Raw genomic sequence first — 26,544 nt, forward strand, 5'->3', positions numbered from 1 at the left:
TAATGTGTCATTAGAGACCGCGCGCCTGCACCTTCGGCCCGTAACGGCATCGGATGTCGCCACGCTTTTCAGCATCTACGGCGATCCGGCGACCAACACCTTTAATCCTGCCGGCCCCTATCCGGATATCCAGTATGCGGAAACGGTGATGAACCGCTGGCTTACGCACTGGCAGCAGAACGGATTTGGCAACTGGGCCATCTCGTTTCGCGACGCGCCCGAGCGCGTAATTGGATTCGGGGGGCTGAGCGTTGTGACCCATGCCGATATCACGGTGAACAACCTCGGATACCGTTTTGCCACCGAAGCCTGGGGGAAAGGATTAGCCACAGAGTTTGCTCTCGGCGCGGTGAAATACGGGTTTGACGCGCTTACGTTGCCCGAAATTTCTGCCGTTGTCAGAAGCAACCATCTGGCATCGCAAAAGGTACTGGAGAAAGCCGGGCTGAAATACATACGTGAAATCCACGATGTAAAAAACGCGCCTCCCAGCCTGCTCTATTCGCTCAGGATTGAGGCGTGGCGGAAAGAGTGATTGAACTCAGGCTCTCAGCCCGGTGGTGCGCCGGGCTGAGAGCCGGACATTAAATGCGCTTGAGTAAAATATTCAGCATTCGGCGTAACGGCTCCGCTGCTCCCCACAATAGCTGATCGCCGACCGTCAGTACCGAGTAGATCGGCTCGTGGTTCAGGGACATCTTCTTATATCTCCCCACCCCTACGCTGAGCGACCCGCTAATATGCGCCGGGGTTAATTGGCTCATACTCGCCGCCTTATTATTGGGCACGTAGTTCACCCACGGATGAGAACGGGTCACCAGCGCCTGGAATTCGCTCTCACTGACGTCACGCTTGAGCTTCAGGGTAATCGCGGCGCTGTGGCATCGAATTACGCCAACCCGCACGCACAGCCCGTTCACGGGAATGGTGCGCTCTGCAAGACCGAGGATTTTATTTGTCTCGGCTTCGCCTTTCCACTCTTCCCGGCTATTTCCATCCCCTAAGTCACTGTCAATCCACGGAATGATGCTGCCCATTAGCGGCGCCCCGAAGTTTTCAGTCGGCATCCCTTCACTATTAATCAACGCGCTGACCTTATTGACCAACGGAAGCACGGAGCCGGAATTCTCCAGTTCATCGGGGGACAGCTTCCCGCTGAGATAATAGCTTTGCGCGATCAGCTCGCGAACGTACTGAGCGCCCGCGCCGGATGCGGATTGATAGGTCATTACGCTCATCCATTCGATCAGGTTTGACTGAATCAAGCCCGCCAGCCCCATCAGGCTCAACGTTATGGAGCAATTCCCCCCAACAAAAAGCTTCACGCCCGCGTTGACCGCGCGGTCGATAATGGCGCGGTTTACAGGGTCAAGAATAATACACGCCCTGTCGTCCATTCGAAGCGCGGAGGCGGCATCAATCCAGTATCCATCCCAGCCGTGCTCCAGCAGCGCAGGATAAATATCTTTCGTGTAGTCCCCACCCTGGCAGGTGATAATAATATCCATCTCTGCTAGCGCATGAATGGCGTAAGCGTCTTTCAGGATAAATTCCACCCCGTCGATGACGGGCCCGAGGCTCCCCGAATTTGAAGTACTGAAAAAATGCGCGGAAATATCTTTAAAATCGTTCTCTTCAATCATGCGCTGTAATAAAACGGAACCCACCATTCCGCGCCAGCCGATAATACCCACCTGCTTCATTATATTTACCCTGTTAATGTAATAATTACCCTTCGCGCTGCGTAATTTTTGCGTGCAGCGCAGCTAACAGCGACAGATCCAGTAAAGAGGCAAACGCGTAGGGATACCCGGACGTCCCCGCAAAATGGGCGGCGATAGCCAGGCAAATCCCGACGGCAATCAGCGCGACCAAAACGCCCAGCCCCGTCACGAAGGGTGAAAAATGCGGCCTGAACAGCTCGTTTTCCCCTTTTATCGCCCTGATAACACTCCCCTGTCCCAGCCCGCAAACCATCACGCCCGGCAGAAGAGATAGCCCGTGAAGCGCCCCCTGAGCGGCGAGCAGCAATAAGAGCAAACCGCCTGCGTTGATCAGAAACCCGGTATAAATCTTCGCCCGCCTGGACCTGCGGGAAAATACGGCCCATTGCGCCGCCAGATAGCCGGCCGCCAGGGCAATGAATAGAAGCAAAATAGAGGTAATAGCCTGAACAGGCGTTTCTGCAGCAGAAAACGCCAGCAAAAGGGCTATCTGGGCGGCCAGGCCGCTCACCAGAAACAGGCCCGCCGTCAGGCGTTCGTTTTCAGCGGGGAGTGAGATGTTGGTTAATAGAGTCATAGCGTCACGTTGCCTCGGTCATACGTCATAACATGAAATTAAAATCATCTTTCACTGGGTATGATGCGAGCATAGCGCCTATATAATGGGGTATTCAAAGTCACATTTTTCAGGCATGGATGAAAATAACTCATCATGAAAACACGTTTACCCCCGCTCGGTACGCTTCGCACTTTTCATGCGGTTGCCGGATGCCTCAGCTTCAAGGGGGCAGCGCAGCAGCTTAACGTCAGCGCTACCGCGGTGAGCCACCAGATCCGTCTGCTTGAGTCGGAGCTGGAGTGCCGCGTTTTCGAGCGCAGCGCCCAGGGGGTCAGCCTGACGGAAGAAGGCCATCTGCTTTACGCCGGCACGCAAAACGCCTTTTCTTCGCTGGAGGATGCCGTAACAAAAATTGGCCTTGCCAGGCAGCCGCCTGCCCTGACGGTCACCACCACCTCCAATTTTCTGACCAACTGGCTGGTGCCGCGGCTGGCCGACTTTAATGAGCAGTTTCCCCACATCGACGTGCATTTACATACAAGCGTTGAGCGCATGAACTTAAAACAGCGCACGGTCGATGTGGCGATCCGCTATCGGGAAACCGCAGAAAGGGATTTACACAGTACGCTGCTGTACGAAGACCGCTTTATTGTGGTGGCGAGCCCGAAGCTGGCGTTATCCCGCCCCGAGGATTTACACCGCGTGATGCTGTTACACGTGCAAAACCGGCACGTTCCTGCCGACACGCCAGACTGGGATAACTGGAAGAAAAAATACGGGCCGTACAACCTGAACACCGCCAGAGGCCTGCACTTTAGCGATGAAACGCATGCCCTGCAGGCCGCGGTGGCGGGACACGGCGCGGTCATCGCCAGCAAACTGCTGGTAGACGATTTGGTCGCCCGGGGCGTGCTGGTTGCGCCCTTCGAACTGACCCTGCCCGGCGGGAACTATTATCTGGTTACGCTGGAAGAGACCGCGAACCGTCCTGAAATCGTTGCCCTGCGGGCGTGGATGCTAAACCTGTTGCAGCCCTAACGCCTCTCGGCCGCCAGCGTTTGCAGCCTGGCTTTCAGCCAGCGGGTCACGCCGCGCTGGCCGCTGCGCCTGTGTGAAAAAATCTTCACCTCAAACGGCGGGATTTCGAAGGGTAAGGCGAAAAGCGTGAGGTTTGCCGCCTTCGCCAGCGTCTCGGCGGCGTAGCGCGGGATCGCCATCAGCAGTTCGCTTTGTGCGACGATAAACGGCGCGCTCAGCATGGAGGGCGTTTTCAACGCCACATGCCGCGTGTAGCCCATCGCCTCAAGCTGTATATCGAGAACGCCGCGCTTCTCGTTCCAGGGCGTAACGACCAGGTGCCGGGCGGCGAGATAGTCGCTGAGGGTCAGCCGGGTGCGATTGCCGCCGCTGATAACCACATACTCATCCTCGAACCAGCTTATCTCCTCCAGCTCCGGATTCAGGGTTTCGTCCGGCGTGCTGAACCCAAGCGCCAGATCCACCTCGCCCGCCAGCAGCTCCGTCAGTGCCGGGCTGTGGGGCAAGTAGCGCAGCTCCAGGCGCAAACCCGGCGCCTCGTGCTGAAGCCTTTCCATCAGCGCGGGAAAAATGCACAGCGCGGTAAAATCCGTGATGGCGATTTGCAGCGACTCCGTACTTTCGGCCGGGTCAAAATCGGGCTGCGGGGTCAACTCCTGATTGAGCAGCCTGAGCGCAGAGGCGATAGACGGTGCAAGCTGCGTAGAGTAAACGCTGGGGCACATGCGGTGCCCTTCCCGATAAAACAGCGGATCGTTAAGCGCGGCACGCAGCCGCGACAGCGCATGGCTCAGCGCCGAGGTGCTCATCGCCAGCTCGTCGGCGGCGAGCCGGACGGAGCGGTGGCGGTAAATGGCGTCAAAAACAGGCAGGAGGTTGAGATCGAGACGCCTTAGCGCCGGATGCATAATATTCATCATTTGTTGATTTCATTGCACTTAATTCTTCTGACAATACCCCGTATGCTTGACGCCATCAACATCATACCCACGACAGGAACAGACATGAGCTTCACCATTCGTCAGGCGCGTCCGGAAGATGCAAAGGCCATTTACGACATGATTTATGAGCTGGCGGTGTATGAAAAAGCGCCAGAAGAAGTGGTTACGACCCCGGATGAAATTCGGGAAACGCTTTTCGGCGCGGGGAGTAAAACCGAAGCGCTAATCGCGGAAATCGAGGGCAAAGCCGTCGGGTACGCCGTTTTCTTCACCAGCTACTCCACCTGGCTCGGGCGCAACGGGATCTACATGGAGGACTTGTACATTTCGCCAGACTATCGCGGGCACGGTGCGGGAAAAGCGTTGATGAAAACGATCGCGCAGTACGCGGTGAAGCGCCAGTGCGGTCGCCTTGAGTGGAGCGTGCTGGACTGGAACCAGCCGGCGATTGATTTTTACGTCAGCATCGGCGCGCTGCCGCAGTCGGAGTGGGTACGCTATCGCCTGGACGGGGACGCGCTGCTGAAATTCGCGGAATAAGAAGGCAATCTGAGCCAGAAAAACCGCCGCAGCACGGCGGTTTTTTTGCCGACGCGCAGCGTCTAAACGGGCTCGGCGAGCCGATAAACCGGCACCCTTCTGACCGTTCCCGTCAGGCTGTCAAACACCTCTGCCTCCGACGTCACAATCCTCATCCCGCTTTTTCTCAGCCTTTGCACGTCCGCGGCGATGCGCTGAATGCCGAACCAGAAAAGCCCGTCGAGCGCCGTCACGGACAGCCCGCTTTCCAGCGCCAGCCTGAGCCGCTCCCGGGGCGCTTTCACCTGCTGGGCGATTTGCCGGTACGGCGCTTCACTGCTGCCGCCCGCGTCGCTGCGCTGAATGCGCGTTTTAAGGTGATAGCTGAACTCATCCGGGATCCCGGCCAGATTCATTTTAAGGCTATAGACGCAGCCGAACCGTTTTCCGTTAAAGAGGACGTTTTTCTGGCTTATCTGGAGTTCATCCCTGACGGCGTCGATGAGCTGCGGCGCGCGGGTAAGGAGCAGGCGGAAGGGAAGCTCAAAGCTGGTGACGTAATCCACATTCAGCAGCGCGCTGCGCAGCCGCTCTTCAGCGCCGGACTTCTGCTCGCGGCACTCCTCCAGCACTTCTGCCCACTGGCGCGTCAGGCGTTCCGGCTCGGCGGCCTCGGTCAGAAGATATTTCTCAATGTGGTAATCGACTCGGGCGGTCATGGTTGATATCCCTTCGCTGTGGATGCGCTAATTCTATCCAGTGACGGGATTTTTATAAAGAGAACAGGGTTCCGGATAGTGCGCAAATTCACACACTTATCGCGCACCCTGTCCGGTTTTACGCGTCGTAGTGCAGGGTAAACGCCCCCTCCTCACGCCTGATGGTCGCGCTTACGGGCGTATTAAAGTGCATCCCGGTCACGCCCAGGCTGTCCGACGCGAGCTGCTCCAGCAGGCGCTTACGCGTGGCGGCTGCGGCTGCCGGATCGCTGTCGAACGCGATAGTGACCTCCGGATGCTCAACCTGAATGTGCGGGAAGTGAACAATATCCCCCCAGATCAGCAGAGAATCCTGCTCGTTACCCACCAGATAACCCGTGTGGCCTGGCGTATGTCCCGGCAGCGGAACGGCCTGAATCCCCGGTAAAATCGCCTCCTGCTTAAAGGCCACCAGCCTGTCGTCGTAGGCGGCAAAGGCGTTGAGCGCCAGCTCGAACGCGGGCCTGAAGCCGTCCGGCGCACTCGCCTGCAGCGTTTTGTTGCGCCAGAACGCCAGCTCGTTTTCGTGAACGAACAGCCGCTCGACGTTGCGGAAATGCGGGGTGGCAAGCGGCCCGGCAAGGCCGCCGATGTGGTCGGGATGCGCGTGGGTCAGCAAAACGGTATCGATGTGCAGCGGGTCGATTCCCGCCGCCGCCAGCGCCACCGGCAGCCGTCCGCCCCATCCCCTGAAGTTACCCGCTCCGCTGTCCACCAGAATGGTGTGAGTGCCCGTCTGGATCACGTAGATATTGATGTTCATGCGCGGCAGCGGCGACACGCCCCGCTTTTGCAGCAGCGCTTCGGCTTTTGAGCCCGTAATGCCGGAGAGCAGTTCAAACGAGGCGTCCAGGTGGCCGTCGCTTAACAGGGTCACGACTGCGTCACCCACCTTTTTACGGTTCACCGCTGGCGCCTGCCAGGAATCAATTAACGGCATATCATCACCTCTCTTGGTTGCATAACGTCAGCATAAGTGCATGGCCCGGCAGTAAAAAGCGGCAATTTCGTATTACACTATTCTCCATATTGAAATAATCAAAAGGCGGGAGCGCAATGAGCGCCAGAATGTTTGAGCTGATGAACATCTTCGTGGAGGTGGCGGAACAGGGAAGCTTTGCCCGCGCGGCGGATGTCCTGCACCTTCACCGCCCCGCCGTCACGAAGGCGATCCAGCAGCTGGAAGACGATCTGGGCACCCGCCTGATGCACCGCACCACCCGCAGAATCAGCCTCACGTCCGAAGGGGAAGCGTTCCTCCAGCGGGCGAAAATGCTGCTCAACGACGTGGATGACGTCATGGCCTCGTTCTCGTCCACGCGCCCCCCGCGCGGACGCCTGCGGGTGGACACCCCGCTTTCGCTGGCGCACGCGATCCTCATTCCCGCGCTGTCCGCCTTTCAGGCGCGCTACCCGGATATCGAGATTGAGCTGACCTCCTCCGATCACCGCGTCGATATGGTGGCGGAAGGGATCGACTGCGTGATCCGCATGGGCGAGCTGCAGGATTCATCGCTGGTGTCCCGACGGCTGGGTGAGGCCCGGCTGGTCACCTGCGCCGCACCGGCTTATCTCGACAGGTGCGGCGAGCCGAAAACCCCGGACGATCTGGCCGGGCATAACGCGGTGATGTTCTTCGCCGGACACAGCCGAACGGTGATGGACTGGCGGTTTACCCAGAACGGCGAAGCCCGCATCCTGCGTCCGGCCAGAACGATGCTGGTGGATAACTCGGATATTTTGCTCTCCTGCGGCCTCGCCGGGCTGGGGATTTTGCAGGGGATCCACGCCGTCCTCGCGCCCCATCTTCAGGCCGGAAGGCTGGTTGAAGTGCTCGGGGAATACACCACCGCGGCTAAGCCCGTCTCGGTGCTCTACCCCGACAGGCGCTATCTGGCGCCAAAAGTCAGGGTATTTGTCGACTGGCTTAGCGAGCTGTTCGCGGCAAACGGCGACCGCCTTCAGGGATTATTACTTCCAGAGAAACAGTCAACATCCCGCTCGACGGCGCCGTAACGATCGCGCCTCACAGCACGACGATCGCCCGGATATCGTTTACGTTGGTGAGCGTAGGGCCGGTCATCACTAAATCCCCGCTGGCGGCAAAGTAGCTGTAGCTGTCGTGCGCTGCGAGCATTGCTCTGGCATCAAGGTTCGCGCGGGTGAGCGTGTCAGGGGTGACGATCGCCCCCGCCGCGTCTTCGGTTCCGTCAATGCCGTCGCTGTCCCCGGCGATGGCATAGATCCCCGCCTCGCCCTTTAACGCGCAGGCCAGCGAGAGCAAAAACTCGGTGTTGCGCCCGCCGCGTCCGGCGCCGTTCGCGCCGATGGTCACCGTGGTTTCGCCGCCGCTCAGCAGCACCGCCGGGGCTTTTACCGGCACGCCGTGCTGTTTAATCGACTTCGCTATCCCGGCCATCATAATGCCCAGCTGCGCGCTTTCGCCTTCCAGGGCATCCCCGAGAATGAGCGGCGTAAAGCCCATACGGGCCGCGACCGCTGCCGCCGCGGTCAGCGCGCCGGACGGGGTGGCGATCGTGCGGATATCCTGGTGAATATCTGACGTCGTCACGGCGGGTCGCGGCGTTTTCAGCACCCGCATGACGTGCTCCGGCAGGTCGAGGCGGTAGCGCCGCACAATCTCCAGCGCCTCTTCCAGGGTGGAGCTATCGGCCACCGTTGGCCCGGAGGCGATGCTTTGCGGATCGTCCCCCGGCACGTCGCTGATGATTAAGGTGATCGTCCGCGCCGGACGCGCCGCCAGCGCCAGCCGCCCGCCCTTGATATCCGAGAGCTGTTTGCGAACGGTGTTCATCTCATGGATTGTCGCGCCGCTTTTCAGCAGGGCTTTGTTCACCGCCTGCTTGTCCGCGAGCGCGATCCCCTGTCGCGGCAACGCCAGCAGCGACGAGCCGCCGCCGGAGATCAGCGCAATCACGCAGTCCTCTTCATCCAGGTTTTTCACCTGCTCCATCATCAGCATCGACGCCACTTCGCTCATGGCATCCGACACCGGATGCGCGGCCTCAACGATGCGGATCTTACGGGTCGGCACCGCATGTCCGTAGCGGGTCACCACCACGCCCTGCATGTCGACGTCCGGCCAGGCCGCTTCGAGCGCCGCAGCCATCGCGCCGCTGGCTTTACCAGCCCCCACCACGATGCAGCGTCCGCGCGGTTTTTCCGGCAGCGCGCCCACCAGCGCGGCATAGGGATCGGCGCTTTTGACGGCGGCCATAAAGATTTCAGTAAGCGCCCCTCTCAGGGCGCTGTCGGTCGTCTGAACCATAGGCTTAACCTTCACGAATGGCGCGGATCACCGCCTGGGTGACCTCGCGGGTAGTGGCCGTGCCGCCCACGTCCGGCGTCATGATGCCCTCGGCGCACACGGCTTCCACCGCCGCCATCAGGCGGGTCGCCGCGTCCGCTTCCCCGAGGTGCTCCAGCATTTGGGCCGCCGTCCAGAAGCTGGCCACCGGGTTGGCGATGCCTTTTCCGGTGATATCAAACGCGGAGCCGTGAATCGGTTCAAACATCGACGGGAAACGGCGCTCAGGATCGATATTCGCCGTCGGCGCGACCCCCAGGCTGCCGGCCAGCGCGCCCGCCAGATCCGAAAGAATATCCGCGTGAAGGTTGGTGGCGACGATGGTATCCAGCGACTCCGGGTGCAGCGTCATGCGCACGGTCATGGCGTCGACAAGCATTTTATCCCAGGTCACGTCCGGGAATTCCCGCGCGACCTCGGCGGCAATCTCATCCCACATCACCATGCCGTGACGCTGGGCGTTAGACTTGGTGACCACGGTTAACAGCTTACGCGGGCGAGACTGCGCCAGACGGAAGGCGTAGCGCATAATGCGCGTCACCCCGGTGCGGGTAAAAATCGCCACTTCGGTGCCCACCTCTTCCGGCAGGCCGCGGTGCGCCCGCCCGCCGTTGCCGGAATACTCCCCTTCGGAGTTCTCACGCACAATCACCCAGTCGAGCGTGCCCGGCACCGCCTTGCGCAGCGGGGACTGAATGCCCGGCAGGATTTTGGTTGGACGCACGTTGGCGTACTGGTCGAAGCCCTGGCAAATTGGCAGACGCAGCCCCCACAGGGTGATGTGATCCGGCACGTCCGGCGCGCCAACCGCGCCAAAGTAGATGGCGTCGAAGGCCTTAAGCTGCTCCAGCCCGTCTTCCGGCATCATCACGCCGTGGGTTTTGTAATAGTCCGAGCCCCACTCAAAGGTGTGAACCGAAAAGCGCATGTTTCCCTGACGCTCCGCCAGCGCGTGCAGTACGTCAACCCCTGCGGAAATCACTTCCGGGCCGATGCCGTCTGCCGGAATGGCTGCAATGGCGTAATCTTTCATGAGTCTGTTCCTTATTGGTGTTTTGGTTGAATTAAGGTTCCGCTGGCCCGGGCCTTGCGGGACGAAGCCGACAGCCACAGGACAACGAGAGAAGAGAGAATGAGCAGCCCGGCGACAAACCACAGCCCCCAGGCGTAGCTCCCGGTCTGCTGTTTAATCAGGCCAATCATGAACGGCCCGACAAAGCCGCCGAGGTTGCCCAGCGAGTTGATGGTGGCGATCCCCGCCGCCGCCGCAGAGCCCGAAAGAAACAGCGTTGGCATACTCCACAGCGGGGGCTTAGAGGCGCTGATCCCGCAGTTCACCACGGTCAGCGCGAAGATCACGCCCACCACGCTGGCGGCGTTTCCGGCCATAAACAGCCCGACCGCCGCCAGAACGCAGGCGCCGATAACGTGCCACGGACGCTCGCCGGTTTTGTCCGAGTGGCGCGCCCACAGCACCATCGCGCAGACCGCAATCACGGCGGGAACGGCGTTCAGCAGCCCTACCGCCATCGACGAGATCCCGAGCGTTTTGATGATTTGCGGCGACCAGATCCCGAGCGTGTACAGCCCGGCAGAGGTGCCGAAGTAGACCAGCGACAGGGCCAGGACGCGTTTATCCAGCAGCCCTTTCCAGACGCTGTGCTGCGCCGTGGCCTGCTTCGCCGCGTTTTCGCGCTCGAGGGTCGCCATCAGCCAGCCCCGCTCTTCGTCAGAGAGCCAGCGGGCCTTCTCCGGACGATCCGTGAGCCAGAACAGCACCATCACGCCCAGAATCACCGCCGGAACCGCTTCGAGCACAAACATCCACTGCCAGCCGGAGAAGCCCATCAGCCCGTGCATCTCCAGCAGCGCGGCTGACACCGGGGAGCCCAGCGCGGTGGAAATCGGCGCGGCGGCCATAAAAATGGCGGTGACCTGCGCGCGCTTTTGCGCCGGAAACCAGTAGCTGAGGTAGAGAATGATGCCGGGGAAGAATCCGGCCTCGGCGACGCCGAGCAGGAAGCGCAGCGTGTAGAAGCTGGTGGTGCCTTGTACGAAGGCCATTGCGCCGGACACCAGGCCCCAGGTGATCATTACCCGCGCTATCCAGATGCGGGCGCCGACCTTGTGCAGGATCAGGTTGGACGGGACTTCAAAAAGGAAATAGCCGAGAAAGAAGATCCCCGCGCCAAAGCCAAACACGGCGGGCGAGAAGCCCAGCTCCTCGTTCATGGTGAGCGCCGCGAAGCCGATATTCACGCGGTCAAGAAAGGCGATGAAATACAACAGCATGATAAAAGGGACGATGCGCAAGGTGATCTTGCGCATGACCCGTTGTTCGATTGTGCAGGTCATGGGAGGTGTTCCTTATAATTTTATATGTAGGGTCGCAGTCGGGCTGCTGTGATTGAGTATGCGGATTTTTCTTGCAGGATCATGCGCTACGGTTTATACAAAAAAATGCAATAATCGGACGCGGAGAAATTATGGAGCTTCATCACTTACGCTGCTTTATGGCCGTGGCGGAAACGCTGCATTTTGGCGAGGCGGCGCAGCGTCTGGACATGCTTCCGTCAGCGCTAGGCAGGAATATTCGTCTTTTAGAAGAGGCACTTGGCACACGGCTGTTTACCCGCTCCACCCGTCGGGTGGCCCTGACCGAAAACGGCGTATTGCTGCGGGAAGAGGCGCGCAAACTGCTCGCCCACGCGGACGCGATTATGTTGCAATTTCGTCAAAATCCCCGCCGCGCGCAGCCGCTTTTACGCGTCGGCACCATCGACAGCGCGGCGATCGGGCTCTTGCCCGGCCTGCTGCACCTTTTTCGCCAGCGTTATCCGGACGTAGAAATTCAGCTTTTCGAAGATAAAACCGTGCATCTGCTGCCAAAGCTGAAAAGCGGCAGGCTGGATCTGGTGTTTATTCGCCCGCCGTCCCAGCTCGACGCCCAGTTTGGCCGCGCGTTTTTATGCCATGAACCCGGCATACTGGCGCTGCCCGCCAGCCATCCCTTTGCCGGGCGGGACTGCGTGGATATCGCCGAGCTGGAAGGGATGCCGATGATTTTGCCCGAGCGGCGCTCGCGGCCCCACAGCCACGATTTAACCATGAACCTGTTTCACAACGCGGGCGTTCAGGTGACAGTGTCACAGATGGCGGACGAGAAGCAGACCATTATCAACCTGGTTGCCGCAGGGATTGGCCTGGCGATTGTGCCCGCCTGGAGCAGCCGCTTTCAGGTCGCAGGGGTGAAGTTTGTGCAGATCACGGGGTCAGAGGCGACGGGGATGCCGCTGGAAGCGGTATGGATGAACGGCGCGCAGGATGAGATCAGGGATAATATGCTCGCGCTGCTGGCGGCACATCCGGAGCTGTATGGGTAAATTGCCGGGCGGCGGCGTCGCCTTTCCCGGCAATATGGCTTACATCGAGTAGCCGGGCTTTTTGATCAGCTCGTCCATCTTCGGGCCAATCTCAACGTCCCAGACCTGCTCTTTCCACGCTTCCGGCTGAACCTGGTTCAGCGCGACCGAGACGGAACTGTCTTTGCTGCTTAAATGACGAACAATCACGTCGGCGATGTCCGCCGCCAGGGCGGTTTTTTGCTCGTCATTCAGTTCGCGGGGAAAACATTTAATATCTACGTGCGGCATGTGCAGGCTTCCTTTTTATCAATGGGCGTTCCACGTTATCAGATAATGTCGTTAGCCTTTAACACCTTGTGCAGTTCTGGCAGCGCGCAGACGGAATCTGCAATCGCGCTGATTTTCGGCGTATTCGCCGCAAACCATTCATGGCGCGGGCCCCAGGTACGCGCGACGGCGATATAGACGTCGAGCAGCGTCAGCTGTTCCCCCAGCGCAAACGGTGCGGCCTGGAGCTGGCTATCGAACCACAGATAGAGCGATTTACGGTACTCAATGCAGTTTTTCTTTAGCTCGTCCGGCGCGGTGGGCGCCCAGCGGTCGGGATAATCGGCATAGGTAAAGGTGGGATAAACGTTGGCGACGAACCAGATCAGCAAACGCTGAAACTGCTGGCGCTCGGCTTTGCCGACGGGCGGCGCCAGATCCGGGCAGCGGTCGAGCACCATCAGGGCAATCGCCGCCGTTTCGGTCATTATCACCCCGTTTTCCAGCTCCAGCGTCGGCACCTGGCACAGCGGGTTCAGCTTTTTCAACAGCTCGCGCTGGGGGCCGGGCCGATCAAAACCGTCTACGTTAACAAACTGATAAGGAATGTCTGCCAGGGTCAGCATCACTTCGCTGATGGCCGAGCCCCAGCCGGGTACGCCATAGAGTTTCATCGTGTTGCCCTTTCAGGGAGAAAACCCTAAGTGTAGAGCACGCCACATTTGCAGAAGAGCCTATTTGCATAAAAGGATTGCCCGGCGCGGTCGCGCGGGCAATCTCTTCGTCAGCACGCTAAAGGAGAAAAGCACCGTTACTCAGTTAAGATTTCCTGCAGAATTTCCATTGCCGCGGTGAATTGTTTCTCCGCAATGGTCAGCGGATAGAGGAATCGAATTACGTTCCCGTAAGAGCCACAGGTCAGCAAAAGCAGGCCTTTATCAAGGGCGCGCTGCTGAATTTTTTGCGCTATAGCCGCTGAAGGTTCACCGCTCTTCGAATCAATAAACTCCGCGGCAATCATCGAACCAAGACCACGGACTGATGCAATATTGGGGTTACTTTCTTTTGCAACAATCAGCGTCTCTTTAAGACGCTCGCCCAAACGGCGAGCGCGATCGCAGAGTGATTCTTTATCAATGATATCTAATACCGAATGCGCGGCCGCCACGGCTAACGGGTTGCCTGCATAGGTTCCCCCCAGCCCTCCCGGCGCCGGTGCATCCATTATTTTTGCATTACCCACCACGCCAGAGAGCGGCATACCGCCTGCCAGGCTCTTGGCCATGGTCATCAGGTCAGGTTTTTCAGCGTAGTGATCCATGGCGAACAGCTTGCCCGTACGGGCAAAACCACTCTGGACTTCATCAGCGATCATGACAATTCCGTGCTCATCGCACAGGCGACGTATTGCGGTGACGAGCTCTTTGGGCGCAACGTTAAAACCGCCCTCGCCCTGCACAGGTTCAAAAATAATCGCCGCCACCTGTTTGGCATCAATGTCCGCTTTAAACAGACGTTCGATGGCCTTCAGCGTCTCTTCGGTTGTCACACCCTGCTGTTCAGAGGGATACGGCACGTGGAATACCGAGCCCGGGAATGGGCCAAAGCCCAGCTTGTACGGTGCGACTTTCCCCGTCAGCGCCATCGTCATATAGGTACGACCATGGAATCCGCCGCTAAAGGCGATCACGCCCGGGCGTCCGGTGTAGGCTCTCGCAATTTTAACCGCATTCTCAACGGCTTCTGCGCCGGTGGTGAAAAAGGCGGTTTTCGCCGGGCCACTGACCGGGGCCAGCTGGTTGAGTTTCTCCGCCAGGCTTACGTAACCTTCATAAGGCACAATCTGATAGGCGGTGTGGGTAAACTGCTTTAACTGGCTTTCCACGGCTGCGACCAGATCAGGATGTCGATGCCCGGTGTTAAGCACCGCAATCCCGGCGGCAAAATCGATGTACTTATTCCCCTCAACGTCGGTAAGGGTGGCGTTTTCCGCCGACTGAGCGAAGAAATTACACATGACGCCAACGCCGCGCGGCGTGGCAGACTGGCGACGTTGATGAAGTTCATTGTTACTCATGATTGCAGACCTTTATGTAGTTTTCGTTAATCGAAGTCATCAGACACCCAGACGATCGCGCAGGCTGTAATAGGCTGCACCCATTGCGGTGAATGGCACTCGCAGGGTCCGCCCCCCCGGGAACGGGTAATGTGGCAGGTTGGCAAAGGCGTCAAAGCGCTCGGCATCGCCACGCAGGAGTTCAGAAATAAGACGTCCCGCCAGATGGGTACAGGTCACACCGTGGCCGCTATAGCCCTGCATGTAGTAGATATTTTTATCCAGACGACCGAATTGAGGCATGCGGGATAAGGTAAGCAGGAAGTTGCCCGTCCAGCGATAATCAACCTTAATGCCCTTTAGCTGCGGGAACGTTTTGAGCATCTTCGGTAAAACCAAACGCTCAACATCGTCCGGGTCACGCGCCCCATAGACAACGCCGCCGCCGTACAGCAGACGGTTGTCGGCGGTCAGGCGATAGTAATCCAGCAGGTAATTACAATCTTCCACGCAGTAGTTGTTCGGGATCAGCGAGCGAGCCAGCGCGTCTGACAGAGGCTCCGTCGTAATGACTTGCGTCCCGCAGGGCATGCTGCGTTTAGCCAGAGCGGGCTCCAGCTTATCGCCCAGATAGGCGTTACCGGCGACAATGACGTATTTTGCCGTCACCTTTCCGTTCGCGGTCGTCACCACGGCCGGTGACGTGTGCTGAATGCCGGTGACGGCTGAAAGTTCATACACCCTGCCGCCGTTTAAACGAATAGCATCCGCCTCGCCGATGGCCAGATTCAGGGGATGGATATGACCGCCGCTGCGATCCAGCAGTGCGCCGGTGTAACGATCGCTGTTAACTTCACGATGAATGGCTTTTGCATCCAGGAGTTCGAGCTGCTTATTGCCGTAACGCTCCCAGTTCTCTTTCTGCTCTTCAAGGATGGCAAGCTGCTTGTGGTTCATCGCGACAAACAGCCCGCCCGGACGGTAGTCGCAGTCAATCTGATAGCGCTGAATGCGTTCGCGAATGATCTCGCCGCCCTCAAACATCATGCTGCCGAGCATTCTTGCCGTTTCCATACCGTATGTTCTTTCAATAACATCGATATCGCGACTGTAGGAGTTAACCAGCTGCCCGCCATTACGTCCGCTCGCACCGAAGCCGATGCGCGCGGCTTCAAGCACGACCACGTTGTATCCGGCTTCAGCCAGGTGCAGGGCTGATGAGAGGCCGGTATAGCCCCCACCGACGACACAGACATCGCAGTCTATCGCTTCGTTGAGCGTGGGGAACGGGGCATATTTATTGGCGCTGGCGGCATAGTAACTTGTGGTATGTTCGGTCATGATTAAGCCTCCAGGCTGATCCAGATGGTTTTGATTTCAGTGAATTTATCAAGGGCATGAAGTGATTTATCACGACCGTTGCCGCTCTGCTTATACCCGCCGAACGGCACCGTCATATCACCGTCGTTATAGTTGTTCACGAACACCGAGCCAGCCTTAAGACGGCGGCTCAGGCGGTGCGCGCGGGATAAGTCTCGCGTCCATACTGCGGCACCCAGTCCATACTGACTGTTATTGGCAAGCGCCACGGCCTGGTCTTCGGATGAGAAGCGCGTTACCACCAGTACCGGGCCGAAAATTTCTTCCTGACTCAAGCGATCTTGCGGATCAACATTCACGAAAACGGTCGGGCCGATTGCCGCAGGACAGCCAGTTTGACGGCCATCCACCAGCAGCTGGCCGGTTTGCTCTCCATCACGAATAAACGAATGAACCGTATCGGCGTGAGCGCTGTCGATGAGGGTACCCATCGTTGTGGACGGGTCGAGCGGATGGCCCGGCTGCCAAAGTGAGACCTGCCGTTGCAGAAGATCTAAAAACGCATCGGCAATGCTTTCTTCAAGCAGCAGTCGGGTACCGGCAATGCACACCTGCCCCTGGTTATAGAAAATACCGCCTGCGGTGGCGCTCACCGCCTGCTGCAGATCCGGGCAGTCGGCGAAAACAATGTTCGCACTTTTACCCCCCGCTTCCAGCCAGACGCGTTTCATATTGCTGTCGCCCGCATCTTTGAGAAGCTGCTTGCCAGTGCGCGTTGAGCCGGTGAACGCGATAACGTCGACATCCGGATGGCGAGAAAGCGCTTGCCCGGCCTCATGCCCGAAACCGCTGATTACGTTCAGTACGCCATTCGGAAGACCGGCTTCTTTTGCCAGACCGGCCAGACGCAGCGCCGTTAGCGGCGATTTTTCCGAGGGTTTCAAAATAACGCTGTTACCTGCCGCCAGCGCGGGGCCGAGCTTCCAGCAGGTTAACAGCAGCGGGAAATTCCACGGCACAATGGCGGCCACCACCCCAACCGGCTCGCGCACGATCATTGCCAGTTCCTGGCTGCTTGTTGTCGCGACCTCGCCATAAACTTTATCCAGCGCTTCAGCGTACCAGCGTATGGCGCGCGCCGCGCCTGGCACATCGTCGCGCAGGCTGTGACGAATCGGTTTTCCCGTATCCAGCGTTTCCAGCAGCGCCAGCTCTTCCGCATTGGCTTCAATGAGATCCGCGAATTTACTCAGCACGGCTTTACGTTTTGACGGCGCGGCATTTGACCAGTCGCCGCTGTCAAATACGGCGCGAGCGCCCTTCACCGCAAATTCAACATCGGCGCTTTTACCGCGAGCAATATTTGCAAGGGGTGCCTGACCATACGGGTCGAAGGTTTCAAAAGTGGTGCCGTCGGCCGCGGAACAATATTCACCGTTAATAAATAAGCGAGTTTCAAAGGCGAGATTTGAAGCTTTATCCTGCCAGTAAGCCAGATGATGAAAATTCATTTTGACTCCTGTTTCATGGTGTTAGAACGATGTTTAGCAGAACGTTGGCCGACAGCAGGCCGCAAAGCGCCCTGAGTAAATAACCCATAATTGCGCTTATACATTCTTATTTAATTTAAATACTTTTCTTATTCCGCCGCGAATAACATCCCGGCGGAATAAGGTATTCTTTACTACGGCGAATAACAGGTAATCTGTCAGTCGCTATATTAATGAGAGATTAAAACGTCGTTGGCGTATGGGCACTGATAATGCGGCAGACCCCAGCTGACGTATTGCTGAAGCTGTGTGGTATGCCGGTGTTAATGGCATAGCTTTGTCCCGCCACCAGGTGATAGGTCTGGCCGTTAATCGTCAGAACAATTTCACCTTCCAGCACCGTACCGATCTCCTCACCCTGATGCTTTATTCTCTCGCCGGTAGTGGTTCCCGGCTGATACGTTTCAAAAATCATTGCCAGCGTGCGATTAGGATTCCCGTTATGAACCAGCTTCATCGACACCCCCTGACTGCCCATTTCAATCAGGTCATCCTGATTAATGACCACCTGCGGCTCGTCAGGTTTTTCCGGCTCGGAAAAAAACTCCGAGAGTGACAGACCATAAACTTTCAGCAGCTTTTGCAGAGTACTGATCGCTGGGCTGACTTTATCCTGCTCAATCGTGCTGATAGCACTGTGCGTCAATCCAGAGAGTTCAGCGGCTCGACGTTGTGAAAGCCCCTGTTTCTGGCGGATTTCCGACAACCGTTTTCCTGGCGCCAGTCCGTCATCACTCATAATGTACATTTCCTTAACTGTAGAGGTCAGAGTCGCTGCTTTTCAGCGATATGGTTCTTACATGCGGTGATAAAACCATCGAACAATATACGCGAAAGCGCGTACTCGCTACTATTCCATTCCGGGTGCCACTGCACGCCCAGAGCAAAGGGGTAATCATTAACGCTCACGGCCTCTACCACGCCATCCGGCGCGCGTGCTTCAACCCGTAACCGAGGGCTGACTACCTTAGCGCCCTGCCCGTGCAGTGAATTTACCCAAAAGTTACTACAGTCTGGTAACAGCCGTGATAATAAACCGCCTTCTATCACCTGAACTTCATGGGAAGGCGCGTACTGCTGCTCCACTGGCAGCTCAGGATCCTCCCGGTGCTCCAGTAAATCAGACTCTTCACACAGCTTGCGGTGCAGGGAGCCCCCCGTCGCAACAACCAGTTCCTGCAGTCCACGACAAATGGCGAAAATGGGGATGCGCCTTTCGAGTGCCGCGTTAATCAACGTCATGCTCAGAAGATCTCGCCCTGGATCGGCGTCAGGCTCATCGCCATTTTCACCATAAAGGTGCGGCTGCACATTGCTGGGGCTACCGGGGAGGTAGATCCCATCAAGTTTTGGAAGAAGTTGATTAAGGAGTTCCGGCTCTGCCAGCGCGTGCGGCAGCGCAATCGGCAGACCGCCAGCATGAATAATGGCATTCAGGTACTTTTCTTGCAGAGTTTGGGTCTCGTGACCCTTAAGCCTGTTTCTGCACATCACGATACCGATAACCGGCTTGTACATTATATTTTCCATGATCGCTCTCACAAAGTGGACTAAATTAAAGCCATTACTGCGTTTAAAATGACCTTTCTGTTCAATATTTTTTCAATCTAGCAGTAGATTTTCGTCCTTGCAACTTCATTTTAACATTTGACAAACATTTCGTTTGCATACAGATTCGTATAACGGTCATTATATTTTACACCTCAAATGCAGGTGGAAAACTAAACCTAAGGCGAAGAAAGATGGAAACTAATATCGTTGAAGTTGAAAGCTATGTTCAGCAATCAGAAGAGAGACGGGGCAGCGCGTTTGCGCAGGAAGTTAAATATTACCTTGAACAGTATCCCAACACACAGTACGTCGATGTACTCCTTACCGACCTGAACGGTTGCTTCCGTGGGAAGCGCATTCCAGTCTCTGGCCTGAAGAAACTCGAAAAAGGCTGCTACTTCCCTGCATCCGTGTTTGCCATGGATATCCTGGGAAATGTCGTCGAAGAGGCAGGGCTTGGCCAGGATGTGGGCGAACCTGACCGCACCTGCGTGCCGGTACTGGGAACCTTAACCCCTTCCGCTGCCGATCCTGACTATATTGGGCAGATGTTACTTACCATGGTTGATGAAGATGGCGCTCCCTTTGACGTTGAACCGCGGAACGTTCTCAACCGCCTGTGGCAGCAGCTGCGCCAGCGCGGACTGTTCCCAGTCGTAGCGGTAGAGCTGGAGTTCTATTTACTTGACCGCAAGCGCGATGCCGAAGGCTATCTGCAGCCCCCTTGCGCACCGGGCACCGATGACCGCAATACTCAGAGCCAGGTCTATTCCGTCGATAACCTCAATCACTTCGCCGACGTGCTCAACGACATCGATGAGCTGGCGCAGCTGCAAAAGATCCCCGCCGATGGTGCCGTGGCTGAAGCTTCTCCTGGCCAGTTTGAAATCAATCTCTACCATACCGATAACGTTCTTGATGCCTGTGACGATGCGTTAGCGCTCAAGCGGCTGGTGCGTCTGATGGCGGAAAAACATAAGATGCACGCCACCTTCATGGCCAAGCCGTATGAAGAACATGCCGGTAGCGGTATGCATATCCACATCAGCCTGCTGAACAATCGCGGCGATAATGCGTTCTCCGACGCGGATGGTCAGGATTCTGCACTGCTTAAAAAAGCCCTGTCGGGGATGATCGATTTAATGCCGTCGTCCATGGCGCTGCTGGCACCGAATGTTAACTCGTATCGCCGCTTCCAGCCGGGGATGTACGTCCCGACTCAGGCATCCTGGGGTCACAACAACCGTACCGTCGCCCTGCGCATCCCCTGTGGCGACCGTCAAAACCACCGCGTTGAGTATCGCGTAGCCGGGGCGGACGCCAATCCCTATCTGGTGATGGCGACAATCTTTGCTGGCATTCTGCACGGTCTCGACAGCGATCTGCCGCTGCAGGAAGAGGTGGAAGGCAACGGTCTGGTGCAGGAAGGGTTGCCCTTCCCAATCCGCCAGAGCGATGCGCTGTGGGAATTTATGCAAAACGACCACCTTCGCCACTATCTGGGTGAACGTTTCTGCCACGTCTACCACGCGTGTAAGAACGATGAGCTGTTGCAATTTGAGCGGCTTATCACAGATACAGAAATTGAGTGGATGTTGAAAAACGCATAGCGCCTTTCAAAGGCGCCGTAATAACGGGCTAAGGGGATCCTGGTCTGACATTTTCTGGTAATCCAGACATTTCCCGTATGTCGCGTTATGGAAATCTGGCGGCAACGGGTTACCGTAACGATTAATATTGTGACGAGGAAATGAGATGATACCGATGATGACGTTTTCCCAAGGAGAAGGAGGCAGCGAGTGTGAAATCCTGGCCGCTCGCTGCACCCACTTTACTGTTACCCTCTTGCTTCCGCTGCTAAACAGGTTTGATGCCAGGTTGACGCAATCAAAAACCCCGTTGCGCAGTGGAGGTCAAGCCAATGGCAACTAACACTTCACTGAATATTCCTGTGCAAGCGGGAAAGACCCGTCTGCGTAAATCGCTCAAATTATGGCAGGTCGTCATGATGGGGCTTGCCTATCTTACGCCAATGACCGTGTTTGATACCTTCGGCATTGTTTCTGGCATCAGCAACGGCCACGTTCCGGCGTCCTATCTGCTCGCGCTGGCGGGCGTGCTGTTTACCGCTATCAGCTACGGCAAGCTGGTGCGTCAGTTTCCTGAGGCCGGTTCAGCGTATACCTATGCACAAAAGTCGATAAACCCCCACGTGGGCTTTATGGTGGGCTGGTCGTCGCTGCTGGATTATCTCTTCCTGCCGATGATTAACGTCCTGCTGGCGAAGATTTATCTCTCCGCCCTCTTCCCCGAGGTTCCGCCGTGGGTATGGGTGGTAACCTTCGTCGCTATCCTGACCGCAGCTAACCTGAAAAGCGTTAACCTGGTGGCGAATTTCAATACCCTGTTTGTTCTGGTGCAAATAGCCATTATGGTGGTCTTTATTGTGCTGGTCGTTCACGGGCTTCATAAAGGCGAAGGCACCGGTACCGTGTGGTCTTTACAGCCCTTTATCAGCCAGAATGCACATCTGATCCCCATCATCACCGGGGCAACGATAGTTTGCTTTTCATTCCTGGGCTTTGACGCCGTCACAACCCTGTCAGAAGAGACCCCGGATGCCGCTCGCGTCATCCCTAAAGCGATTTTCCTCACTGCGGTATACGGTGGAATTATTTTCATCACCGCGTCTTTTTTCATGCAGTTGTTTTTCCCGGATATAAGCCGCTTTAAAGATCCCGATGCTGCCCTACCGGAGATAGCCCTGTACGTCGGGGGCAAGTTGTTCCAGTCCATTTTCCTGTGTACAACCTTCGTCAACACGCTTGCCTCTGGGCTGGCTTCACACGCCAGCGTGTCACGGCTGCTGTACGTAATGGGACGTGATAATGTCTTTCCGGAGCGAGTATTTGGCTACGTTCATCCGAAATGGAGAACCCCGGCGCTCAACGTCATCATGGTGGGAATCGTTGCCCTGTCCGCGTTGTTCTTCGATCTGGTCACCGCTACGGCGCTGATCAACTTTGGGGCACTGGTGGCGTTTACCTTTGTTAACCTGTCCGTCTTCAACCACTTCTGGCGGCGAAAAGGGTTTAACAAAAGCTGGAAAGATCATTTTCACTACCTGCTGATGCCGCTTATTGGCGCGCTAACCGTAGGCGTGCTGTGGATTAACCTTGAAATCACATCGTTAACGCTTGGCGTCATCTGGGCGATGCTGGGTGGCTTGTATCTCTGTTATCTGGTGAGACGCTATCGCAAAGTGCCGCTGTATAACACAGAGCAAAAGATCGGTGCAGAAAGTTAAGCCTGATTGAATTACACAGTGCGGTAAATGATACATTTGCCGCACTTTAATACTGTTTCTATTTTCCCATCACCCCACGACCTGTCTGCACAACCTCAGTTCAAATACCCCATGAATGCCAATGTATTCAATAAGACTTAAAGCACTCATCGAGCTATTGATGGGTTATCTTAAAGCCTGCCGCCTCGTGATATACCCTCGTTGTACTGAGATATCTCTTTTCGCTACGTCCATCACAATATAAATAAAACTCATACCTGCGACTGGATTTTTGAACCAGACACCGCCGCTCGCCTGCCTTAAGTTGGTTACGAACGTTCAACACATAACACTAATCAGAACATTCATATCGCCTGCTAAAGGAAGTAACCCTATGACTCAAACAACGGTTGTTGATGTAAAAGCGTGGATCGACGCCCAGCCGATATCACGTTTTCAGTGGAAGGTTCTGCTGCTTTGCTTTCTTATTATCATGCTTGATGGCTACGACGCGGCAGTCATGGGCTTTATTGCTCCTGCCCTGCTCGAAGACTGGGGCATCAGCCGTGCCGAGCTAGGGCCGATCCTCGGTGCCGCCATGTTCGGCGTGGCGATTGGGGCGCTGGTGGCGGGACCGCTATCGGACCGTTACGGGCGCAAGCAGATCCTTCTCGGCTCGGTTGCTTTTTTTGCGGTCTTCAGCCTGGGGGCAGCCTTTGCACAGAACCCAACGCAGCTTGCCTTGCTGCGTTTTTTGACGGGGCTTGGACTGGGCGCGGTTATGCCTAACTGCGTCACGCTGGTCGCAGAGTATATGCCTGAGCGTCGCAAGGGTCTGATGATCACTCTTATGTACAGCGGCTTTAACGTCGGCTCTGGTCTTGGCGGATTTATCGCCGCTGCTCTGCTTTCGCATTACACCTGGCACTCGGCGCTAATCTTTGGTGGCGTACTGCCGCTGCTGCTCCTGCCGGTAATGTTCGGCATGTTGCCGGAGTCTGCGATGAGCATGGTTGCCCGCCGAATGCCTGCTGCAAAAATTGCCCGGGTATTGCGCCGCCTGGGGGGTAATTTTAATGAGAATACCGTTTTCAAACTTAATGCTCCGGAAATCTCCCGCCGCAGCAAAGTTGTTCAGCTGTTCCGCCACGGTTACGCCCGGGGTACGGTTGCGCTGTGGCTGACTTACTTTATGGGCCTGTTTGTTATTTACCTGCTGAACGGCTGGTTGCCGACTATCCTGCGTTCGGGTGGGCTTTCCCTGCAGCAGGCGGCGATTATTACCGGTTTATTCCAGCTCGGCGGCCCGCTTGGCGGCATTATTGTCGGCTACCTGATGGACAAAACCACAGCGAAGAGAGTGATTGCTTTCACCTACTTCCTTGGCTGTCTGTGCCTGCTCTCACAGGGGGTAATGGACTTTAATTCTGTCGCGCTGGCGGTGCTCATCTTCATCAGCGGCATGTGCATTAATGGCGCGCAAAACGGGCTCCAGGCGTATTCCCCCGCCTATTACCAGACTGAAATTCGCGCTACGGGCGTAAGCTGGATGCACGGCATAGGCCGCACCGGGGCGATTCTGAGCTCCACGCTCGGCGGCGTTATCATGCTGGCCGTTCCGGGGCACTCGTCAATATTTCTGGTGCTCGCCCTGCCGGCATGTCTGGCGGGCATCGCGATTTTGTTGCACCGTATGAACCGAAAAGAGCCTCGCGCAACAGAGGCAGAACTGAGCGCACTGTCGCAAACCTTGCATAACCGATAACTGGAGTTTACCCATGGCCCGAATTCTTGGCGGTATTGCCGTCTCACATACACCGACGATTGGCTTCGCAGTGGATCACCACAAACAGCAGGATCCGGCGTGGTCACCTATTTTTCAGAGCTTTGAGCCACTTCAGCGCTGGCTCGATGAGAAAAAGCCCGACGCACTGGTCTACATCTTTAACGATCACGTTACCGCCTTTTTCTTTGACCACTATTCCGCCTTCACCCTCGGAATCGACAATGAGTATCACGTTGCGGACGAAGGCGGCGGCCCGCGCGACCTGCCGCCGGTAAAAGGCGATGCGGCACTCTCGCGGCATATTGGTACGAGCCTGATGGCCGACGAGTTTGATATGTCTTTCTTTATGAATAAAAAGCTCGACCACGGGCTGTTTTCACCACTCTCGGCGCTCTTGCCCTGGCAGCAGGATGAGGGCTGGCCAACGCGGGTGATCCCCCTGCAGATCGGCGTACTGCAGTTCCCGGTTCCCAGCGCTAAGCGTTGCTATAAGCTTGGCCAGGCTTTACGTCGCGCCATTGAAAGCTATCCGGAGGATATCGACGTGGCCATTGTCGCCACCGGAGGGCTGTCGCATCAGGTTCACGGAGAACGCTGTGGATTCAACAATACCGACTGGGACGCGCAGTTTGTCGACATGCTGGTTAACGATCCGGAAAAGCTCACCGAAATGACTATCAGCGAGTATGCGACGCTCGGGGGTCTGGAAGGTTCAGAGGTCATTATGTGGCTTGTGATGCGCGGCGCGCTTTCGGCCAATGTCACTGAAACCTGGCGTGATTATTACTTGCCCTCAATGACCGGCATCGCCACGCTGATTCTTGAAAATAATGCCCGTATACCGCCGGTAGACACCCTGGACCGTCACCGTAAGCATATGGCGCAACAGCTTTCCGGGGTGGAAAACCTGCCCGGGACCTATCCCTTTACGCACGAGCGCAGCCTGAACGGCCTGCGGCTGAACAGTTTCCTGCATAAGCTGACACAGCCCGCCTGGCGCGCGCGCTTCCTGAACACGCCGCAGGAGTTGTACGACAAGGCGGGGCTGAGCCAGGAAGAGCAGCGTCTGCTGACCGAGCGCGACTGGCGTGGCCTGATCCAGTACGGCGCCAGCTTCTTCCTGCTGGAGAAAATGGGCGCCGTGGTGGGGGTTTCGAACCTGCATATCTACGCCGCGATGCGCGGACAAACGCTGGAGGAGTTTCAGAAAACGCGTAATCAGCAGGTTACCTATTCTGTGGCGGGTACCCGTTAGCTTTTCGCTACCTGTTGATGGATAAACGCCAGGAGCGCCTGCGTTGCTGGCGACGGCAGGCTTCCCTCACGAAAGGTTAGCCCGATACGGCGGGTCGTGTCGGGCAGGCGAACCGGCAAAACGGTGAGCAGGCCGTTGTCAATCTCAAAGCGCATCTGGCTGGTGGATACCGCCGCCAGCATGTCTGAGTTAAGCAGCAGGCCGCGTACCATTGCCGCGTCACCGGTTTCAACGCAGGGTTGCGGCAGCGTCAGGCCCAGGGAAATAAAGGCATTATCCAGCAGGTGGCGCGCCGGGGCATTAGAGCGGGGCAGCACCCACTGTGCCTGCGCCAGTTTGCTTTTGGGATTAGGATCGCGCAGCAGCGGATGGTCGTTGCGCACCAGAATTAACATATCTTCTTCAAAGAGCGCTTCGCTTGTCAGGTCGGGGAGATCCTCATCCTGCCGCAGGGCGCCAATAATAAAATCAATATTGCCCGCACGCATGTCCGACACCAGGGACTCATACGGGCTCTCGTTCGTCATGACCGTGATGCCCGGATAGCGAGCAAGAAAACTGGCGATCGCGCCGGGCAGCAGCTGTGTACGGCTGAGCGGCAGCGCGCCTATCCGCACGCTGCCTTCCAGCACGCCGTGACGGGCGGCGAGATCGCTCCAGATGTTATCCAGTTCGTTCAATGCCCTACTGATATGGGGATAGAGCACATCGGCCGCAGGCGTCGGGCGAACGCCTTCCGGCGTCCGGCGAAACAGCGCCGCACCAGCCCCTTTTTCCAGAATTTTAAGTGCTGCACTGATCGCCGGCTGCGTCACCCCGAGTTGGGTAGCGACGGTCTGCGTATGGTTAACAAGATAAAGCTGAATAAAAATTTCCAGCCGACGGGTATGGAACAGCCAGCCCGCATCCGGCAGCGCGCCAGACGCGCTGACGCGTACTTTCAGTTTTTGCATCAGCGCAGGTATCGCCTGTAAATCTTCTATCGCCCGCCTGGCACGCGGCAAAATGCACTTACCGTATTCTGTTGGCACCATGCCGCTGTAGTGACGTTCGAAAAGAATGACGTTCAGAGACTTTTCAAGATCGCGTATCGATCGCGTAATGGCGGACTGAGTACGGAATAAATCATCGGCAGCACGGGATACGCTTCCCCGTAAGGCCACCTGGCAGAAAAAACGCAGCTGCATGATATTTATTGCATTATCTCTTCTTCTCTTCTGCATTTTACGCAAGTCGTCATG

Annotated in this window: 26 protein-coding genes; 10 read left to right on the top strand and 16 right to left on the bottom strand. The window is 56.9% G+C overall.

Annotated elements, in window-relative coordinates; all coding sequences use genetic code 11:
* Positions 1 to 4: 4 nt before the first annotated feature.
* Positions 5 to 535 (top strand): GNAT family N-acetyltransferase, encoded by a 531-nt coding sequence (locus tag AB6V08_RS06345; protein ID WP_368541889.1) that lies wholly within the window; start codon positions 5 to 7, stop codon positions 533 to 535.
* 49 nt (positions 536 to 584) lie between these two features.
* Here the strand turns inward: AB6V08_RS06345 and asd are convergent, their stop codons facing one another.
* Complete coding sequence (gene asd, locus AB6V08_RS06350; protein ID WP_368541890.1) at positions 585 to 1,703, bottom strand: aspartate-semialdehyde dehydrogenase; 1,119 nt, start codon at positions 1,701 to 1,703, stop codon at positions 585 to 587.
* Between the two features lie 25 nt (positions 1,704 to 1,728).
* A complete protein-coding gene (locus AB6V08_RS06355; protein ID WP_368541891.1) occupies positions 1,729 to 2,301 on the bottom strand; it encodes a hypothetical protein in 573 nt (190 codons plus the stop codon).
* A gap of 132 nt (positions 2,302 to 2,433) precedes the next feature.
* On the opposite strand from AB6V08_RS06355, the gene AB6V08_RS06360 reads away from it, so the two are divergent.
* On the top strand, positions 2,434 to 3,321 hold the full coding sequence (locus AB6V08_RS06360) for a LysR substrate-binding domain-containing protein (protein ID WP_368542118.1): 888 nt from the start codon (positions 2,434 to 2,436) through the stop codon (positions 3,319 to 3,321).
* Here the strand turns inward: AB6V08_RS06360 and AB6V08_RS06365 are convergent.
* The gene (locus AB6V08_RS06365; RefSeq protein WP_368541892.1) at positions 3,318 to 4,241 is read right to left on the bottom strand and encodes a LysR substrate-binding domain-containing protein; all 924 of its coding nucleotides are present in this window, start codon (positions 4,239 to 4,241) and stop codon (positions 3,318 to 3,320) included. The two genes, AB6V08_RS06360 and AB6V08_RS06365, sit on opposite strands and share 4 nt — an antisense overlap.
* A gap of 84 nt (positions 4,242 to 4,325) precedes the next feature.
* On the opposite strand from AB6V08_RS06365, the gene AB6V08_RS06370 reads away from it, so the two are divergent.
* A complete protein-coding gene (locus AB6V08_RS06370; RefSeq protein WP_368541893.1) occupies positions 4,326 to 4,802 on the top strand; it encodes an N-acetyltransferase family protein in 477 nt (158 codons plus the stop codon).
* Between the two features lie 62 nt (positions 4,803 to 4,864).
* Here AB6V08_RS06370 and AB6V08_RS06375 read toward each other — a convergent pair whose 3' ends face one another.
* Together AB6V08_RS06375 and AB6V08_RS06380 are read right to left on the bottom strand one after the other, a co-directional pair.
* Positions 4,865 to 5,500, bottom strand: a complete 636-nt coding sequence (locus AB6V08_RS06375; RefSeq protein ID WP_368541894.1) for a helix-turn-helix domain-containing protein — start codon at positions 5,498 to 5,500, stop codon at positions 4,865 to 4,867.
* 118 nt (positions 5,501 to 5,618) lie between these two features.
* Positions 5,619 to 6,479, bottom strand: a complete 861-nt coding sequence (locus AB6V08_RS06380; RefSeq protein ID WP_368541895.1) for an MBL fold metallo-hydrolase — start codon at positions 6,477 to 6,479, stop codon at positions 5,619 to 5,621.
* A gap of 116 nt (positions 6,480 to 6,595) precedes the next feature.
* Between AB6V08_RS06380 and AB6V08_RS06385 the strand changes: the two genes are divergently transcribed.
* Positions 6,596 to 7,555 carry a LysR family transcriptional regulator gene (locus tag AB6V08_RS06385; protein ID WP_368541896.1) on the top strand — a complete coding sequence of 320 codons (960 nt, stop codon included), beginning with the start codon at positions 6,596 to 6,598 and terminating at the stop codon, positions 7,553 to 7,555.
* Between the two features lie 10 nt (positions 7,556 to 7,565).
* Here AB6V08_RS06385 and AB6V08_RS06390 read toward each other — a convergent pair whose 3' ends face one another.
* From AB6V08_RS06390 to AB6V08_RS06400, 3 genes are read right to left on the bottom strand one after another with little or no spacing between them, the layout of a single operon-like run.
* Positions 7,566 to 8,828, bottom strand: coding sequence for a glycerate kinase (locus AB6V08_RS06390; RefSeq protein WP_368541897.1), 1,263 nt, complete (start codon positions 8,826 to 8,828; stop codon positions 7,566 to 7,568).
* A 4-nt stretch (positions 8,829 to 8,832) separates the two neighbouring features.
* Positions 8,833 to 9,900 (bottom strand): tartrate dehydrogenase, encoded by a 1,068-nt coding sequence (locus AB6V08_RS06395; RefSeq protein ID WP_368541898.1) that lies wholly within the window; start codon positions 9,898 to 9,900, stop codon positions 8,833 to 8,835.
* Between the two features lie 11 nt (positions 9,901 to 9,911).
* Entirely contained in the window at positions 9,912 to 11,222 is a 1,311-nt protein-coding gene (locus AB6V08_RS06400) for an MFS transporter (protein WP_368541899.1), read from the bottom strand.
* Positions 11,223 to 11,353: 131 nt separating this feature from the next.
* Between AB6V08_RS06400 and AB6V08_RS06405 the strand changes: the two genes are divergently transcribed.
* Positions 11,354 to 12,250: a LysR family transcriptional regulator gene (locus tag AB6V08_RS06405; protein WP_368541900.1), complete on the top strand. Its 897-nt coding sequence runs from the start codon at positions 11,354 to 11,356 to the stop codon at positions 12,248 to 12,250.
* Positions 12,251 to 12,289: 39 nt separating this feature from the next.
* Here AB6V08_RS06405 and pptA read toward each other — a convergent pair whose 3' ends face one another.
* From pptA to puuD, 7 genes are all read right to left on the bottom strand, one after another.
* Complete coding sequence (gene pptA, locus AB6V08_RS06410) at positions 12,290 to 12,520, bottom strand: tautomerase PptA (protein WP_368541901.1); 231 nt, start codon at positions 12,518 to 12,520, stop codon at positions 12,290 to 12,292.
* Positions 12,521 to 12,558: 38 nt separating this feature from the next.
* Positions 12,559 to 13,173 (bottom strand): glutathione S-transferase family protein, encoded by a 615-nt coding sequence (locus AB6V08_RS06415; RefSeq protein WP_368541902.1) that lies wholly within the window; start codon positions 13,171 to 13,173, stop codon positions 12,559 to 12,561.
* 137 nt (positions 13,174 to 13,310) lie between these two features.
* A complete protein-coding gene (puuE, locus tag AB6V08_RS06420; RefSeq protein WP_368541903.1) occupies positions 13,311 to 14,576 on the bottom strand; it encodes a 4-aminobutyrate transaminase in 1,266 nt (421 codons plus the stop codon).
* A 39-nt stretch (positions 14,577 to 14,615) separates the two neighbouring features.
* Positions 14,616 to 15,896: an NAD(P)/FAD-dependent oxidoreductase gene (locus AB6V08_RS06425; protein WP_368541904.1), complete on the bottom strand. Its 1,281-nt coding sequence runs from the start codon at positions 15,894 to 15,896 to the stop codon at positions 14,616 to 14,618.
* Between the two features lie 2 nt (positions 15,897 to 15,898).
* Positions 15,899 to 17,386 carry an aldehyde dehydrogenase PuuC gene (puuC, locus tag AB6V08_RS06430; RefSeq protein WP_368541905.1) on the bottom strand — a complete coding sequence of 496 codons (1,488 nt, stop codon included), beginning with the start codon at positions 17,384 to 17,386 and terminating at the stop codon, positions 15,899 to 15,901.
* Positions 17,387 to 17,606: 220 nt separating this feature from the next.
* Positions 17,607 to 18,164, bottom strand: a complete 558-nt coding sequence (gene puuR, locus AB6V08_RS06435) for an HTH-type transcriptional regulator PuuR (RefSeq protein ID WP_368541906.1) — start codon at positions 18,162 to 18,164, stop codon at positions 17,607 to 17,609.
* Between the two features lie 26 nt (positions 18,165 to 18,190).
* Positions 18,191 to 18,955 carry a gamma-glutamyl-gamma-aminobutyrate hydrolase gene (puuD, locus tag AB6V08_RS06440; RefSeq protein ID WP_368541907.1) on the bottom strand — a complete coding sequence of 255 codons (765 nt, stop codon included), beginning with the start codon at positions 18,953 to 18,955 and terminating at the stop codon, positions 18,191 to 18,193.
* Between the two features lie 212 nt (positions 18,956 to 19,167).
* Here puuD and AB6V08_RS06445 point away from each other — a divergent pair, with 212 nt between their 5' ends.
* From AB6V08_RS06445 to AB6V08_RS06460, 5 genes are all read left to right on the top strand, one after another.
* Positions 19,168 to 20,586, top strand: a complete 1,419-nt coding sequence (locus tag AB6V08_RS06445; RefSeq protein ID WP_368541908.1) for a glutamine synthetase family protein — start codon at positions 19,168 to 19,170, stop codon at positions 20,584 to 20,586.
* A 157-nt stretch (positions 20,587 to 20,743) separates the two neighbouring features.
* Positions 20,744 to 20,908 carry a YmjE family protein gene (locus AB6V08_RS23220; protein WP_439649861.1) on the top strand — a complete coding sequence of 55 codons (165 nt, stop codon included), beginning with the start codon at positions 20,744 to 20,746 and terminating at the stop codon, positions 20,906 to 20,908.
* On the top strand, positions 20,898 to 22,283 hold the full coding sequence (locus AB6V08_RS06450; RefSeq protein WP_368541909.1) for an APC family permease: 1,386 nt from the start codon (positions 20,898 to 20,900) through the stop codon (positions 22,281 to 22,283). The genes AB6V08_RS23220 and AB6V08_RS06450 overlap by 11 nt, the downstream gene beginning before the upstream one ends.
* A 373-nt stretch (positions 22,284 to 22,656) precedes the next feature.
* Complete coding sequence (locus AB6V08_RS06455) at positions 22,657 to 24,027, top strand: MFS transporter (RefSeq protein WP_368541910.1); 1,371 nt, start codon at positions 22,657 to 22,659, stop codon at positions 24,025 to 24,027.
* A 13-nt stretch (positions 24,028 to 24,040) separates the two neighbouring features.
* Positions 24,041 to 25,303: a gallate dioxygenase gene (locus tag AB6V08_RS06460; RefSeq protein WP_368541911.1), complete on the top strand. Its 1,263-nt coding sequence runs from the start codon at positions 24,041 to 24,043 to the stop codon at positions 25,301 to 25,303.
* Here the strand turns inward: AB6V08_RS06460 and AB6V08_RS06465 are convergent.
* A complete protein-coding gene (locus AB6V08_RS06465) occupies positions 25,300 to 26,526 on the bottom strand; it encodes a LysR family transcriptional regulator (protein WP_368541912.1) in 1,227 nt (408 codons plus the stop codon). The genes AB6V08_RS06460 and AB6V08_RS06465 overlap by 4 nt on opposite strands.
* Positions 26,527 to 26,544 lie beyond the last annotated feature (18 nt).

Source organism: Enterobacter soli, assembly GCF_964208575.1.
Lineage (GTDB): Bacteria > Pseudomonadota > Gammaproteobacteria > Enterobacterales > Enterobacteriaceae > Enterobacter > Enterobacter soli_A.